Source organism: Vibrio agarilyticus, assembly GCF_012641465.1.
Lineage (GTDB): Bacteria > Pseudomonadota > Gammaproteobacteria > Enterobacterales > Vibrionaceae > Vibrio > Vibrio agarilyticus.
Map to the genome: position 1 here is coordinate 31,581 of NZ_JABAIK010000024.1, position 14,687 is coordinate 46,267.

At 49.3% G+C, this 14,687-nt stretch carries 9 protein-coding genes; all 9 read left to right on the forward strand.

Annotated elements, in window-relative coordinates; genetic code table 11:
* The first annotated feature begins 1 nt into the window (after position 1).
* The gene (locus HGP28_RS17245; protein WP_168837702.1) at positions 2-3,190 is read left to right on the forward strand and encodes a DUF6701 domain-containing protein; all 3,189 of its coding nucleotides are present in this window, start codon (positions 2-4) and stop codon (positions 3,188-3,190) included.
* A gap of 160 nt (positions 3,191-3,350) precedes the next feature.
* Positions 3,351-4,394, forward strand: a complete 1,044-nt coding sequence (locus HGP28_RS17250) for a rod shape-determining protein (protein WP_168837703.1) — start codon at positions 3,351-3,353, stop codon at positions 4,392-4,394.
* A 163-nt stretch (positions 4,395-4,557) separates the two neighbouring features.
* On the forward strand, positions 4,558-5,436 hold the full coding sequence (gene mreC / locus HGP28_RS17255) for a rod shape-determining protein MreC (RefSeq protein WP_168837704.1): 879 nt from the start codon (positions 4,558-4,560) through the stop codon (positions 5,434-5,436).
* On the forward strand, positions 5,426-5,914 hold the full coding sequence (gene mreD / locus HGP28_RS17260) for a rod shape-determining protein MreD (protein WP_168837705.1): 489 nt from the start codon (positions 5,426-5,428) through the stop codon (positions 5,912-5,914). The genes mreC and mreD overlap by 11 nt, the downstream gene beginning before the upstream one ends.
* A 36-nt stretch (positions 5,915-5,950) precedes the next feature.
* Positions 5,951-6,577, forward strand: coding sequence for a Maf family protein (locus tag HGP28_RS17265; protein WP_281355597.1), 627 nt, complete (start codon positions 5,951-5,953; stop codon positions 6,575-6,577).
* 47 nt (positions 6,578-6,624) lie between these two features.
* Positions 6,625-8,094 carry a ribonuclease G gene (gene rng, locus HGP28_RS17270; protein WP_168837707.1) on the forward strand — a complete coding sequence of 490 codons (1,470 nt, stop codon included), beginning with the start codon at positions 6,625-6,627 and terminating at the stop codon, positions 8,092-8,094.
* A 10-nt stretch (positions 8,095-8,104) separates the two neighbouring features.
* A complete protein-coding gene (locus HGP28_RS17275) occupies positions 8,105-12,001 on the forward strand; it encodes a YhdP family protein (protein WP_168837708.1) in 3,897 nt (1,298 codons plus the stop codon).
* Positions 12,002-12,032: 31 nt separating this feature from the next.
* A complete protein-coding gene (locus HGP28_RS17280; RefSeq protein ID WP_168837709.1) occupies positions 12,033-12,869 on the forward strand; it encodes a carbon-nitrogen hydrolase family protein in 837 nt (278 codons plus the stop codon).
* Positions 12,870-12,938: 69 nt separating this feature from the next.
* Positions 12,939-14,384 carry a metalloprotease TldD gene (gene tldD / locus HGP28_RS17285; RefSeq protein ID WP_168837710.1) on the forward strand — a complete coding sequence of 482 codons (1,446 nt, stop codon included), beginning with the start codon at positions 12,939-12,941 and terminating at the stop codon, positions 14,382-14,384.
* Positions 14,385-14,687 lie beyond the last annotated feature (303 nt).

The window sequence follows — 14,687 nt, forward strand, 5'->3', positions numbered from 1 at the left end:
CATGATGGTGTTTCAAACTGCGTTAATACAATTAAGAAAATACGGGTTGAGTATTTTTTTTACCGCTTGGGCGCTTACGTTTGGTGTGAGTGTGGCTGCGGAGCAAGATTTTAGTGAAGTAGATGAATGTCAGTATCTTAATGCAGCAGTACAGACATGGGATGATAGTTCTGAGAACACATTAGATATAGGTAAGAGTGGCTTCATTTTTAATGATGTTGGATTTAACGTAGGCTTTGCCGAGTCTCGATTAGAGCAACCAGAATATCATGAGCCGTGTACAGATGGTGAGACTGGCCAAAAAGGAAGATGTAAAGCAGAACCGAACCTCATTGTAGATAAACCGGATTTCAATATCCCGCTAAGTAATTTTACGGGTACAAAAGAAATAGCTATTAAAGAGGGAAATTATTGGGAAGAAGAACGCGATCTGACGCTACCACGAGATGAGGATCGTGAGGGGGCTTGTAGCGGCAATGTGTGCAAATTTAAATCGGTCACTTTTGAGTCGACAAGCATGGAGGCATGGATTGAATCGGGTACATATTGGATTGAAACGTTCACAGTTGAAGCAAGTCGTAAGCTCTCGATTAAATCGCCAAAAGATGGTCCTGTTTATCTCCATGTGAAAAAGCTCAATCTTGCCGGTAATGTACCGCTTAACTTTAATGGCAATCCCGATAATTTTATTATCAAAGTTTATGCTAGAGAGCCGGGCGAAAACCCCATTTTGAGTTACGAACCATTAGTCTTCAATAATGGGGATAAAGTCTATGCGCGGATTCTTAGCGAAAGAAATGTAGAGATTATACGGTCTTCTGAAATCCACGGTGCTGTTGTGGCAAATAGCGTTAAATTAGACAATAGTGGCTATATCTATGCCAACAGCAGCTGCATTGACGGTAACCCTTCCAACCCCATTGACTACTCGCTATCTGTCACTCCAACCCAAAGCATTGCTTTAATGTGTGGTAATGAGACGCCAATCTTTACTATCAACACCAAACAAGATGGAAAAAATGCCTCTTTGAGTGTTAATGCAGTGTTTAACAGTGATGCGGATAATTTTGAATTGAGCGTCGTCGATGGCATTGGCGAGGGCAGCGGCATGGACTTTGCATCTAACCGCGACGGTCAGCTCAAGCTGCAAGTGACCGCGCGCGATCCTAGCAAAGTTATCCCCAACCAAGACTATTCATTGACGTTCAATTTGACTAACGACAAATCAACGAGCCAAACCGTGACGTTTCGAATGGTTCCAGCAAAAATTCAAGCCTTTGAAGCTGGCGAGGATAATGCGATAACGAATAATGCAATAGATACGCTATCGCTGGTGGCAGGTAAAGCGACTAAGGTGGATTTTAAAGTGCTGGCGTGTAGCGCAAATGGAACACCAGTCGTGGCAGAGCATTATAAAGCGCAGCAGCTAACCTGGCAGCACACATTAGAAATGCCGAGTAATGGCGATAAAGGCACCCTAACGTTTGCACCACAGTTCACTAGTGGTGTTGCGCAGAGCACCGTCACGCTGAATGAGGCCGGAAAATTTAATTTGACGCTGAGCGACCAATTTAACTGTGCAGGCTATCAAGGCTGTGGTGATAATGACATTTGGCCATTAAACGGCGTATTAACCTTGCATTCACGGCCGTGGACGTTGGCGATTTGCCCAGCTGATGACAGTATTGAGCTCAATAATGGCACCGCCAGTTCTGGCAAAGGCATGATTGGCGCTGGCGAACATTTCGCCATGACGGTTCGACCGATTATTTGGCAAAGCGGTTTTGGCTACAGTGGTGATGCTGATAATGACGAGCCAATTAATATCAATAAATATGCCGAGCAATATTGCGCTGCGCCAATAACAAAAAATGTGTTTTCGACCCAAGGGGACGACTTTGATGTGGTGTTAAGTAGTAAGCTCGATTCCCCACAAGAATTAAGATCAGGTTATAAAGGCGCATTGCTTGAAGGTGTTAACGGCTTGCGTCAAAAGCACGATTCAGGCACAGGTGACAAGCACCACTGGCGATTTGATGATCTGTATTGGGATAACGTAGGCAGTCTAAGCGTTAGCGCAGGGCTTGCCGACGATATGCAATATTTGAGTATGCCAATAAACCCTGGCGTGCGCGTGCTTGGGCGTTTCTACCCCAAATACTTTTCAGTACTTAAAAATGTATGGCATTACCCAACGCACAATGGCCAAACGTTGCCGTATTACTACATGAATCAGCCTATCGAGGCGGTTGATTTTCAGGTCGCCGCGCTCAGTGCAAATGATATTCAAGTGAGCAATTATGAGTATTTTGCGCCGCAATTTCAGGCGCGGTTTGCTTTAGCTGATTTTACCAATAGTGGGCGTTTTCCTTTGCTTGACCGTTATGTGCAAGGCGATGGCTCTAACGTGTGGCAAGGCGGTGTTGGTAGCTTTGCCTATCAGCGAACCAATGACGATTTGTGTGGTGTGGAGGGCGTGTTGTGCTGGTCAAAACAATACGGCGCTGACAAGGCTTTGATTCATGATGGGCCGTACAACGTGACCTTGCGTAATGGTAATGTTTCGCAAAACACCGAAATTGGTATTGAGCTTATCGGCTCGATGGATACGGAGCACCCAACGTATGATGACCCGATTGACTATCAATTGCGATTATTACCAGAGAAGCAACCTGCCTTGAGGCTTGGGCGCGCGGTATTAAGCTCAGTTGGTGGCGCGCAGCGGTCGACAATTGCAGTGCCGCTGACAATCGAAGATTGGGAAAACGACCGTTTTTACACCGCCGCCAACAGTCAAACCCCCTTGCCTTGGGATAACTACAGCCACGTTGATGGTAAACACTATTGTCGCCGTATTGAATGGTCAGATGATGTTGCAACGCCGCAAACCACCAACGCGCAATTATCGGGTGAGGCGCAAGTGGTGCAGGGGCAATCGCAATCGTTAATCGCAACTCAAACTCAGCGCGAACTTGTGCGCGAATCGGTGCGGTTTTGGTTAAAACTGGGAACCCAAGCAGAAACCTCAGCAGAATGCACTGAAAACAGCAATCTTATGCCTTGGCTTCAGTATGACTGGGATGTGACCTCTTCTGGAGAAGAGGATCCCAGCGCTGTCGTAACCTTTGGGATCTACCGAGGGAATGATCGCGTTATTTTGCGTGGAGAGAATGGAATTTTGCCGAATTAGCCTCGGTTTGTTTGCCATTTTTTCGCCTTAGGTAAGGAAACTGCAAGAATTTGGGCGTTAGCGCCCATGTTTACCCTCCAATGCCTTGCTGAGACAGCGTGGCATTGGTACATTTAGAGCAATTTTTGTCTTCCCAAATTTCGCAGGATGAACGAAGCATATGTTTAAGAAACTTCGTGGCATGTTTTCCAACGATCTCTCAATCGATTTAGGTACCGCCAATACTCTGATTTACGTAAAAGGCCAAGGCATTGTGCTGGATGAGCCTTCTGTGGTTGCGATTCGTCAAGATCGCGCAGGATCGGCTAAAAGTGTCGCTGCTGTCGGCCATGCCGCAAAATTAATGCTTGGCCGTACGCCAGGTAACATTTCTGCGATTCGTCCAATGAAAGATGGCGTGATTGCCGATTTCTACGTGACGGAAAAAATGCTTCAGCACTTTATCAAACAAGTGCATGACAACAGCGTGCTCAAACCAAGCCCACGTGTGTTGGTGTGTGTGCCGTGTGGCTCAACCCAAGTCGAACGTCGTGCGATTCGTGAGTCGGCACTTGGCGCGGGCGCGCGTGAAGTCTATTTGATTGATGAGCCAATGGCGGCTGCGATTGGTGCAGGCCTTCGCGTGTCAGAACCAACGGGTTCTATGGTGGTCGATATCGGCGGTGGTACCACAGAAGTAGCGGTAATTTCGCTAAATGGCGTGGTTTATTCGTCGTCAGTTCGTATCGGTGGTGACCGTTTTGATGAAGCCATTATCAACTACGTGCGTCGTAACTACGGTAGCTTGATTGGTGAAGCGACAGCAGAAAAAATCAAACACGAGATTGGCTCAGCCTACCCAGGTGACGAAGTGGGTGAAATTGAAGTCCGTGGTCGTAACCTTGCCGAAGGTGTGCCGCGCAGCTTTAGTCTTAACTCAAATGAAATTTTGGAAGCGCTGCAAGAGCCATTGTCGGGCATTGTCTCTGCCGTTATGGTTGCGCTTGAGCAGTGTCCACCTGAACTGGCATCAGACATTTCAGAAAATGGTATGGTGCTGACTGGTGGTGGCGCGCTACTGAAAGATCTTGATCGTCTGCTAATGGAAGAGACGGGCATTCCAGTTGTGATCGCCGAAGATCCACTCACCTGTGTTGCTCGTGGTGGCGGTAAAGCGCTAGAAATGATCGACATGCACGGCGGCGATCTCTTCTCTGAAGAATAAGTGCCTTACGGGCTGCTGGTGGGTTACTCATAACCGCAGCTTCAAGGTACGAATATCTGAACAAGGCGATGTGATCGCCTTGTTTAAACATACTCAGGTGGGAATAAATGGCACCCTGTGATGCAATTTTATCTCGCTTGGGTATATAAGGTTCAAAGAGTTCATGAAGCCAATCTTTGGTAGAGGTCCTTCTCTACAACTTCGCTTATTCATTGCCATTTTACTTTCAGCAAGCCTGATGTTTGCTGATAGCCGTATGGATGCGTTTTCTCAAGTTCGTTACCTTCTCAATAGCATGGTTGCGCCGATTCAATACGCCGCGAATTTGCCGCGCAGTTTATTTGATGGCTTTTATGAGCGTTTCCAAACTCGCCAATCTTTAATGGTCACCAACCAAACCTTAAAGCGTGAAGTGTTACGCCAAAGCAGTGATTTGTCGCTTTTGGCTCAGTATCGTGAGGAAAATCTACGTTTACGCAAACTGCTTGGCTCCTCGTTTGTACGAGATGAGCGCAAAGTGGTGACTGAAGTGATGGCGGTTGATACGTCGCCGTATCGTCACCAAGTGGTGATTGATAAAGGGCAAATTGATGGCGTGTATGTTGGCCAGCCTGTGATCAATGAAAAAGGCATCGTGGGCCAAGTGACCTTTGTTGGCGCGCACAACAGCCGCGTGTTATTGCTGACCGATTCGCAAAGTGCGATTCCAGTTCAAGTGATCCGTAACGATATTCGCGTTATCGGCTCGGGTAATGGCGAAATCAATGAGATTCAGTTGGAGCACATTCCAACCAGCACCGACATTCAGGTCGATGATCTGCTGGTGACGTCAGGATTAGGTGGCATTTACCCAGAAGGTTATCCGGTGGCGCATGTGACCGAAGTGGAAAATGACACTCGTCGAGAATTTGCGGTGATCAAAGCCAAGCCGGTGGTGGAGTTTGATCGCTTGCGTTATTTGCTTCTGGTTTGGCCTAATCTCGATAGACAACACAGTGTGCTGGAAGCCAACCCTGCCAACGAGGTGAATCATGGCCAGTAGTCTTTTGCGCAGTAAGGCGGTCATTGGCGTCAGCTTTGTGATTGCTTTGGTCTTGCAAACCATTCCATGGCCGGGTGAGCTGGACTTGCTGCGACCGTCTTGGCTGTTGTTAGTCACTTGCTATTGGGTTTTAGCGCTGCCAAACCGCGTCAACGTTGGCAGCGCATTACTGCTCGGGCTGATTTGGGATCTCCTGATTGGTTCAACGCTAGGCATTCGCGGCATGATGATGTCGATTGTGATCTATTTTGTCGCGATGAATTTTCAATTGATCCGTAATATGGCGCTGTGGCAACAAGCACTTGTGATTGGCGCACTGTCTGCCGGGCTTGAGCTGCTGATTTTTGCTGGCGAATATTTAGTTCAAGATGTGGAGTTCAATCCGCTGTCACTGTGGACTGCGGTTATCAACGGTATACTGTGGCCATGGATGTTTTTATTGATGCGTCGTGTGCGTCGCCACTGGCAAGTAAGATAATTTCAGGCGAACGGGTCTGTTTAGATTAATGTGAGAATGAGCATGACGCGATTGATTTTGGCCTCGGGGTCCCCCCGCCGCAAAGAGCTGCTGTCGCAGCTTGGTTACTCTTTTGATGTGGTTATTCCTAACATTGAAGAGTGCCGTGGCGCGCAAGAAGCGCCGCGTGATTATGTCATGCGACTAGCACGTGAAAAAGCGCAAGCGGGGCTGGCGCTGGTGACTCAAGAGCGAGCTGGCACTGCGCACGTATCAGATGCGACTCGCGTGGCAGTAGACGCTAACACGGTGGTGTTGGGGTCAGACACCATTGTCGTCGTGGATGAACAAGTGTTGGAAAAACCGCGCGATCTGAGTGATGCCAAACGCATGCTCAATCTGCTCTCGGGGCGTGAGCATCAAGTGATCACCGCCGTGACTGCGGTGAGTGAGCAACATATCGCAAGTGACGTAGTGACCACTCAAGTGTGGTTTAAGCCACTGACAGAACAAGAGATCGAACAGTATTGGGCCACGGGAGAACCGTGCGACAAGGCTGGCGGCTACGGCATTCAAGGGCTCGGTGGCCGCTTTGTCACCCGCATTGCGGGCAGCTATTTTGCGGTGATGGGGTTGCCATTGTACGAAACCGAGCAACTGTTATCCCAGTTTTATACGGTTTGATGCTCAAGGTATCAAACCCAGTTAATGATTTGAATTGAGGTGTGCACATGAGTGCAGAATTGCTGCTTAACGTGACCCCGAGTGAAACTCGTGTGGCCATGATCGAAGGCGGCGTGTTGCAAGAAGTTCATATTGAACGTGAAGCACGCCGTGGCATTGTCGGTAACATTTACAAAGGTAAGGTCAGTCGAGTGCTGCCGGGAATGCAAGCTGCTTTTGTTGATATTGGTTTGGATAAAGCGGCCTTTTTGCACGCCTCTGATATCGTGCCTCACACTGAGTGTGTGGCGGAAAATGAAAAGCAGCAGTTTCAAGTTCGTGACATCTCAGAGCTGGTTCGTCAGGGGCAAGATATCGTCGTGCAAGTGGTGAAAGATCCTCTTGGCACGAAAGGTGCTCGTTTGACGACGGACATCACGTTGCCCTCACGTTATTTGGTGTTTATGCCCGGCGCCGGTCATGTCGGTGTATCACAACGCATTGATAGCGAAGCCGAGCGCGAGCGTCTAAAGCGTGTGGTCAATGAGTACTGCGACGAGCACGGCGGTTTTATTATTCGCACCGCAGCTGAAGGTGCAGATGCCAAAGAGTTGGCGCAAGATGCTGCGTTTTTAAAGCGTTTGTGGCAAAAAGTGATGGAACGCCGCAGCAAATACAAGACCCGTTCCATGCTCTATGGTGAGCTGGGTTTGGCGCAGCGGATTATTCGTGATTTTGTTGGCACTGAGCTGGATAACATTCTGGTTGATTCACGCTTAGAGTACGAAAACTTAAAAGACTTTACTGCGGAATATGTGCCGGAGCTGACTGAAAAGCTTGAGCTTTACGAAGGCGACAAGCCGATCTTTGATATGTACGAAACCGAAAATGAAATTCAGCGCTCGCTTGATCGCAAAGTGGATCTCAAATCCGGTGGTTACCTTATCATTGATCAAACCGAAGCGATGACCACGGTCGATATCAATACCGGCGCGTTTGTCGGTCGACGCAATCTTGAAGAGACGATCTTTAATACCAATATTGAGGCGACACAAGCGATTGCACGTCAACTTCGCTTGCGTAATCTTGGCGGTATTATCATCATCGACTTTATCGATATGCTTTCGGATGATCACCGCAAACGCGTATTGGCGTCACTGGAAAATGCGCTGAGCAAAGATCGGGTTAAAACCAATATCAACGGCTTTACTCAGCTTGGTCTGGTGGAAATGACGCGCAAGCGCACGCGAGAAAGTATTGAACATGTGCTCTGTTCTTGTTGTCCTACTTGTGAAGGACGGGGTAGCGTGAAAACCGTTGAAACCGTCTGCTTTGAGATTTTACGTGAGATCACTCGAGTCAATCGCGCGTACGATGCAGATAACTTTGTGGTTTATGCCTCGCCAGCCGTCGCTGAAACGTTGCAGGGCGATGAGTCTCATGCGTTGGCTGAACTTGAAGTCTTTATTGGTAAACAAGTGCGAATTCAAGCCGAGCCTTTGTACATTCAAGAGCAATTTGACGTAGTAATGATGTAATGGATCGCGTGTGAAAATTGGTTTAACTCGCTTAGGGCGGCTGGTGCTGTGGCTTGTGGTGAGCGTGCTTGTTGCGCTCTCCATTTTGGTCACAACGTTGCGCATTGCGCTGCCACAACTTAATCAATTTCAACCAGAAATCAAAAGCTGGGTACGGTCGTACTCCGGTTTTGATTTTGCGATAGCCAATGTCTCTGGCACATGGCGCAATAATCATCCTTCTATTGCGCTGCAAGGGCTTCGAGCCAATTTACCTAACTCCCCACAAGTGCATTTTGCCGTCGATGAGATTCGCATCGAGCTGGATTTGTGGCAGTCGCTTATCACCTTGCAACCTGTGGTTGCAGACTTAACCATGGATACGCTAACTCTGGATTTGCAGAGTCTTGATCTGTGGCAAAACCAAAGTCGCTCAGAACACACCCAAACCACACCTCGCAATCGCTCGCCTCTTATCAAACAGCTCGATGATCTTCTGTTACGCCAGTTAGAACACTTTACTCTGCGCGATGGGCAAATCACCTATCGGGCGGTAAGTGGTGAGGTGCGTCAGTTAGATATCGACCGTCTGCGCTGGCAAAACCGTGATGACAAGCATTATGCCGAAGGGGTTGTGAGTATTGTCGATGCGGATTTAAACGCGCTTTCTGTCAGCGCTCAGTTCGTAGACCATGGTAGCTTGTTTGATGTCACTGGCGATTTTTATATCGATGCGCAGCGACTTTCCATTACGCCCTGGCTCACTGAGTCATTACAGCAAAACAGCGGCATTCGCTCAGGGCAGCTCAGTTTACAAGCGTGGCTGACACTAGAGAACAGTCAGCCCAAGCAGGCGTACGTTAATTTTCTTCCCTCTCAGCTTGTGTGGCAGCGAGAGCAAGAGCATCAACTTGCGCTGGAATCTGGCGTATTAAAACTGGTTCCATTTGAGCAAGGGCTAAAAGTAAGTGGTCACTTACTGAAATTAAGCACGGATGGAAAAGAGTGGCCCGCATTTGATTTGGCTTTTGTTAAGCCGCAAACGGGAGACTGGCAACTGAATGTATCGCCGCTGCATCTTGAGTATCTTGCGCCGCTCACCAGTTTGTTGCCAGACAGCGATGAGCTTAGCCAAACGCTGCGCAATATGGCGCCAAAAGGCGTGTTGGGTGATGTGCGTGTTGCGATGGGCGAGACGCTTGAGTCACTGCGTTATTCTGCTCAGTTCTCTCAAGTGGCAGCCAAAGATTGGCAACTGTTGCCGGGCGTGTCCGATCTTTCGGGGTGGGTATCGGGCTCTTTGACTCAAGGTCTGGCGCATTTTTCATTATTAGATGCACAGGTGCCTTATGCAGAGGTGTTTCAGGCTCCGCTCGCGATTAAGTTAGCCGATGCTAACATCGCGTGGCAGAAAGCGGAGGACGGTTGGCGTTTGTGGGGCGACAAACTGCAAGTGGCGACGCCTGATCTGCAAGCCATTGGTGCTTTTCGACTGGACTTTCCGCAGAGCAGCGCGCCATTTTTGTCGTTTTATGCAGAAGCTGACTTATTTAACGCTGGCGAAACCTGGCGTTATTTGCCCGTGCCAGCTTTAGGGGTTGAGCTGACCGATTACCTTTCCAGTGCCATTCAAGGCGGCCAAGTTGATGGCGCAAAATTGCTCTGGTACGGCGCGCTGGATCAATTCCCGTATCTTGATCATAGCGGTATGTTCCAAGCTTGGGTCGAGCTGGAAAATGCCAAGTTCAGCTTTGATACGGCATGGCCTACCATCACTGAGTTACAGCTCGATCTCCTGTTTCAAAACGACGCCATGTATCTTGATTCTCGGTCGGCACAACTCAATGGGGTGACGGCTAAACGGATCACGGGGCGTATTCCAGAACTGGCAGAAAATGGTCATATAGAGATTGAAGCTGAGGCCTTTGGGCCTGGGGTTGCTGTTCGCAATTATATGATGGCGACGCCGCTGGTGGATTCGGTTGGCGCGGCACTGACGGCGCTGAAAGTAACCGGTGAAGTTGATTCGGCGTTTAACTTATACATTCCATTTGACGGCGTGATGGAGCCGCGCGCGTGGGGCTACGCAGATCTTAAACATAACCAAGTCGCCGTTGAATCACCGCCGATGTTGTTGCAACAAGTGAGCGGACGAATTCGGTTTGACGATGATGTGGTGAGCGCCACAGGATTGGAGGCGACCTTACTGTCTCAGCCGATCCATCTGGGCTTTAATGGTCGCAGTGTTGGCGATGACTATGATGTGGCGATTGAGGCTCAAGGTGATTGGGCGGTAGGCCCATTGGCGCCTTACATAGGCGAGCACTGGGTTGCGCCACTTTCAGGTCACGCACCTTGGCAAATGGGCATTGATTTGCAACTCGACGATGTCGGCTTTACCTATCAAATTGATGTGAGCGCTAACTTACAAACGCTGGCGAGTGATTACCCTTACCCACTCAATAAGGTGTCGGGTGATACGGGTAAAGCACGCTTGCAAGCCTCTGGCAATCAAGAGCATGTCACGGCGCGTCTGCAATTGCCATTGGCGAAATACCAAACCGAAATCGACATTCGTCATGCGCCTGTCATGACCGCGTCGCATTTGGTGCTTGGAACGGGATCGTTTAGACCTGCGCCACTATCAGGGCACCAAGCCGTGATTCGAACGTCTCATTTTGATCTTGGCGCGTGGCTTGATACGCTGCAAATTGGCGATGAAAAATCGACGGTTGCCGAGTCCTCATTGGATGAGCTGAGCTTGCCTTCATTACCTCTGCCGACCAGAGTCACAATCGACACGCCTGTGCTGAAAATGGATGGCGTGGAGTGGAACGATGTTCAATTTAGTGCGCGCTGCGATGCGATGAATTGGCTGATGGAGATCGACAGTCAACAGGTGGAAGGACAAGCGCGCTATCTTGCGCCTTATGATTTGGCGGTGTCATTATCGCGTCTGCATCTGCGCTTGCCGCAATTTGATGAGCAAAACTGGTCGCAGCAGACACTCAAAAAACAAGCTGATGAGCCAGAAGTGAGCACCTTTGATCGCCAGCTCTTCGCAGATATGCCAAACTTAACGCTCAACATTGAGGATTTTTGGCTGCAAGGCTACAAAGTCGGTGAGGTCAATTTGGTGTTAGAGCGCGATGGTGATAGCTTAAATTGGCAACCATTACGTTTGAGCAGCGGGTCAAATACGCTGGAATCCACTGGGTCGTGGTCACTGAGTAGCGACAGCAGTCAGACCCAAATGTCGATGACCTTTAGTGGCAAAAATAACAGTGATTTGATGGAGCGTTTTGGCGTCACATCGGGAATTCAAAAAGCGCCGTTTGATATTCGCAGCGATTTAAGTTGGCGTGGTACGCCGTGGTCGATGCAAGTGGATACGCTGAACGGAAAAATGACCACTGAGTTTGGTAAAGGGGTGATCAGCGATATTTCCGGCGCGGCGAAACTGCTGGGGTTGTTCAGTCTCGATTCCATCATTCGTAAGATGCAGCTCGATTTTACCGATGTGTTTGATCAAGGTATGGCGTTTAATTCGATAACGGGCACAGGGCAAATTCGTGATGGGGTCTTTTTTACTCACGATATCGTGATGGATGCGCTTGCCGGTGAGATGACAATTCAAGGCTTGGCGGATCTTAACGATAAGTTGGTTGACGCCCAAGTGCAGTTTTCCCCAGACTTAACCTCTGGGTTGCCGACGCTGACAGCGTTTGCTGTTGCGCCTCATGCGGCTTTGTATGTGTTTGCGATTTCAACGGTGATTGCTCCCGTTGTCGAAGTGTTTACTCAGGTTAATTATCAGGTCAGCGGGCCGCTCGATGCGCCGACAGTGAGTGAAATCTCACGCAGTCGTAGTGAATATGAGCTGCCAGCGCATTTGCGCCCACAAGAGCAAGGTGGCGCGAGTAACTAAGGTCAACAGACCCTAAGGAAAGTCAAAACCAATGGAACGGGTAGCGATTATTCAAATGACATCAGGGCCAGATGAACTCGACAATTTGGCCACGATTGAGCGAGCTTATCGACAGGCGGTCAGTCGAGGCGCATCACTGGTCGTGACACCTGAAAATGCGTTGGTGTTTGGTCATCAAGACGATTATGTTCGCGTGGCCGAGCCGCTTGGCGAAGGGCCTTTACAACGCAAACTGAGCCAATTGACCGCCGCCCACGGTGCTACCCTGGTAATTGGCAGCTTTCCGCTGCGCCACCGTGGTGGAATATCTACCAGCACCTTAGTGTTTGATGGTCACGGTGAGTGCATCGCACATTACGACAAATTGCACATGTTTGACGTTGATATTGAAGATGGTCATGGCCGCTATCGTGAGTCTGACAGTTTCACGCCGGGTGAGCAGATAGTGGTGGCTCAAACCCCCAATGCCACGTTAGGCCTCAGTATCTGTTATGATCTGCGCTTTCCCGGTTTGTATCAAAGTCTACGCGCCTTGGGCAGTGACATTATTTTAGTGCCTGCGGCGTTTACCGCAGTGACCGGAGAAGCTCACTGGCATGTGCTGCTGCGCGCTCGCGCGATAGAAACCCAATGTTGGGTTGTCGCGGCGGCGCAAGGTGGCATTCATCCATGTGGTCGACAAACATTTGGCCACTCTTTGGTGGTGAACCCCTGGGGTGAAATTGTGGCCGAGCTAGAACACGACCGCGGCGTGTTGCTTGCCGATTTGAATCTGGAATACAACGCGCAATTGCGACGACAGATGCCCACCTCGCGGCACAATCGTTTTTGCTCACAGCTCATCCCGATTGACACGTCACCAGAGTGAGCAAGCTCTCTGTTTTTTTTAACAAAGAGCCCATTTAAACAAAAAGCCCATTTAAACAAAGAGCCCATTATGAGCATAAATACGGTAGAAAAAACGTTATTGGCCCCCGGCGGGTTAACCGAGCAGGACATTGCCAACACGTTGGCGACTATAGCCCGTCGTGATATCGACTATGCTGATATCTATTTTCAAAGTAGTTGGCATGAGTCGTTAGTGCTTGAAGACAGTATCATCAAAGATGGCTCTTTTAATATCGATTGTGGCGTTGGCGTGCGCGCCGTCGCCGGAGAAAAAACCGGGTTTGCTTACGCCGATCAAATTCAACTCGATGGCCTGACTCAAAGTGCCATGGCAGCTCGCGGCATTGCGCAGCAAGGCAAAAGTTTGGCGGTTAAAGCGTTTTCTCGTCGTGATAATCAGCAAGTTTATGGCGCAGTCAATCCGTTAGAAAGTTGGCAAAAGCAGCAAAAGACCGAGTTATTGTTAGCTTTGGACGCGTATATCCGCACCAAAGAGCCTCGAATTAAAGAAGTGTCAATCAGTTTGGTTGGAGTGCATGAGCAGATGCTAGTGGCAGCAACCGACGGCACTTACGCGGGCGATGTACGTCCTTTGGTTCGATTGTCGATTTCAGTCCTTGCTGAGCAAGGAGCTCGCCGTGAGCGCGGCAGCGCTGGTGGCGGTGGTCGTTACGGCTACGATTTCTTTTTAAGCGATTTTCAGGGCTCGCAACTGGCGTATCATTTTGCTGATGAAGCGGTGCGCATGGCCTTGGTGAATCTGGAAGCGGAAGCCGCGCCTGCAGGCGCGATGCCCGTGGTGCTAGGTGCAGGTTGGCCGGGCGTGCTTTTGCATGAAGCGGTCGGCCATGGTTTAGAGGGTGATTTTAACCGAAAAGGCTCATCGGTGTTTTCGGGTAAAATCGGTCAATCGGTTACCTCACCTTTGTGCACTATCGTCGATGACGGCACATTAAAAGATTTGCGCGGCTCGCTCAATATTGACGATGAGGGCGTTAATGGCCAGCACAATACACTGATTGAAAACGGGGTATTGAAAGGGTACATACAAGACAAACACAACGCTCGTTTAATGGGCGTTGCGCCAACGGGTAATGGACGCCGAGAGTCTTATGCGCATCTGCCGATGCCGCGCATGACCAACACCTATATGTTGCCTGGTGAGCATGCTCCGGAAGAGATCATCGCCAGCGTCAAACGCGGTTTGTACGCGCCAAACTTTGGCGGAGGTCAGGTTGATATTACGTCAGGCAAATTTGTCTTCTCAACGTCAGAAGCCTATTTGATTGAGAACGGAAAAATTACTCGTCCGGTTAAAGGGGCTACTTTGATTGGCTCTGGTATTGAAGCGATGCAGCAAGTCTCAATGGTGGGTAATGATTTGTGCCTTGATAAGGGCGTTGGCGTGTGTGGTAAAGCAGGTCAAAGCGTTCCTGTCGGCGTTGGGCAGCCAACCCTCAAGCTCGACTCACTCACCGTAGGCGGGACAGAGTAATAAACCCGCGTAAAAATAATATACCCAAGTGACTTCAAGATGCTGGATTCAGAGCCGGCTCAATGAGCTGAGAGCAAGGCAAACAACGCAGCGAAATAGCGAGCCTATTTTCAAGTTGTTTAACGCACTTTCGTTACAACAAAAAGCGGTTCAGTGATTGGCTCCCAAAGGGCGAGCTGCCTTGGCTCATCAGCTTTGTTGACGATTTTCGATTGAGAGCCACTCAATCTTCAAATCCTCGCCTCACTGACAAACCAAGTCATTCTCGCTGAACCATGCATCTTGAGGTTACTTGGGTATAAA

Excerpts from the sequence above, each read along its gene's own strand:
- HGP28_RS17245 (WP_168837702.1), top strand. The coding sequence starts at position 2 with ATGATGGTGTTTCAAACTGCGTTAATACAATTAAGAAAATACGGGTTG.
- HGP28_RS17250 (WP_168837703.1), top strand. The coding sequence starts at position 3,351 with ATGTTTAAGAAACTTCGTGGCATGTTTTCCAACGATCTCTCAATCGAT.
- mreC (WP_168837704.1), top strand. The coding sequence starts at position 4,558 with ATGAAGCCAATCTTTGGTAGAGGTCCTTCTCTACAACTTCGCTTATTC.
- mreD (WP_168837705.1), top strand. The coding sequence starts at position 5,426 with ATGGCCAGTAGTCTTTTGCGCAGTAAGGCGGTCATTGGCGTCAGCTTT.
- HGP28_RS17265 (WP_281355597.1), top strand. The coding sequence starts at position 5,951 with ATGAGCATGACGCGATTGATTTTGGCCTCGGGGTCCCCCCGCCGCAAA.
- rng (WP_168837707.1), top strand. The coding sequence starts at position 6,625 with ATGAGTGCAGAATTGCTGCTTAACGTGACCCCGAGTGAAACTCGTGTG.
- HGP28_RS17280 (WP_168837709.1), top strand. The coding sequence starts at position 12,033 with ATGGAACGGGTAGCGATTATTCAAATGACATCAGGGCCAGATGAACTC.
- tldD (WP_168837710.1), top strand. The coding sequence starts at position 12,939 with ATGAGCATAAATACGGTAGAAAAAACGTTATTGGCCCCCGGCGGGTTA.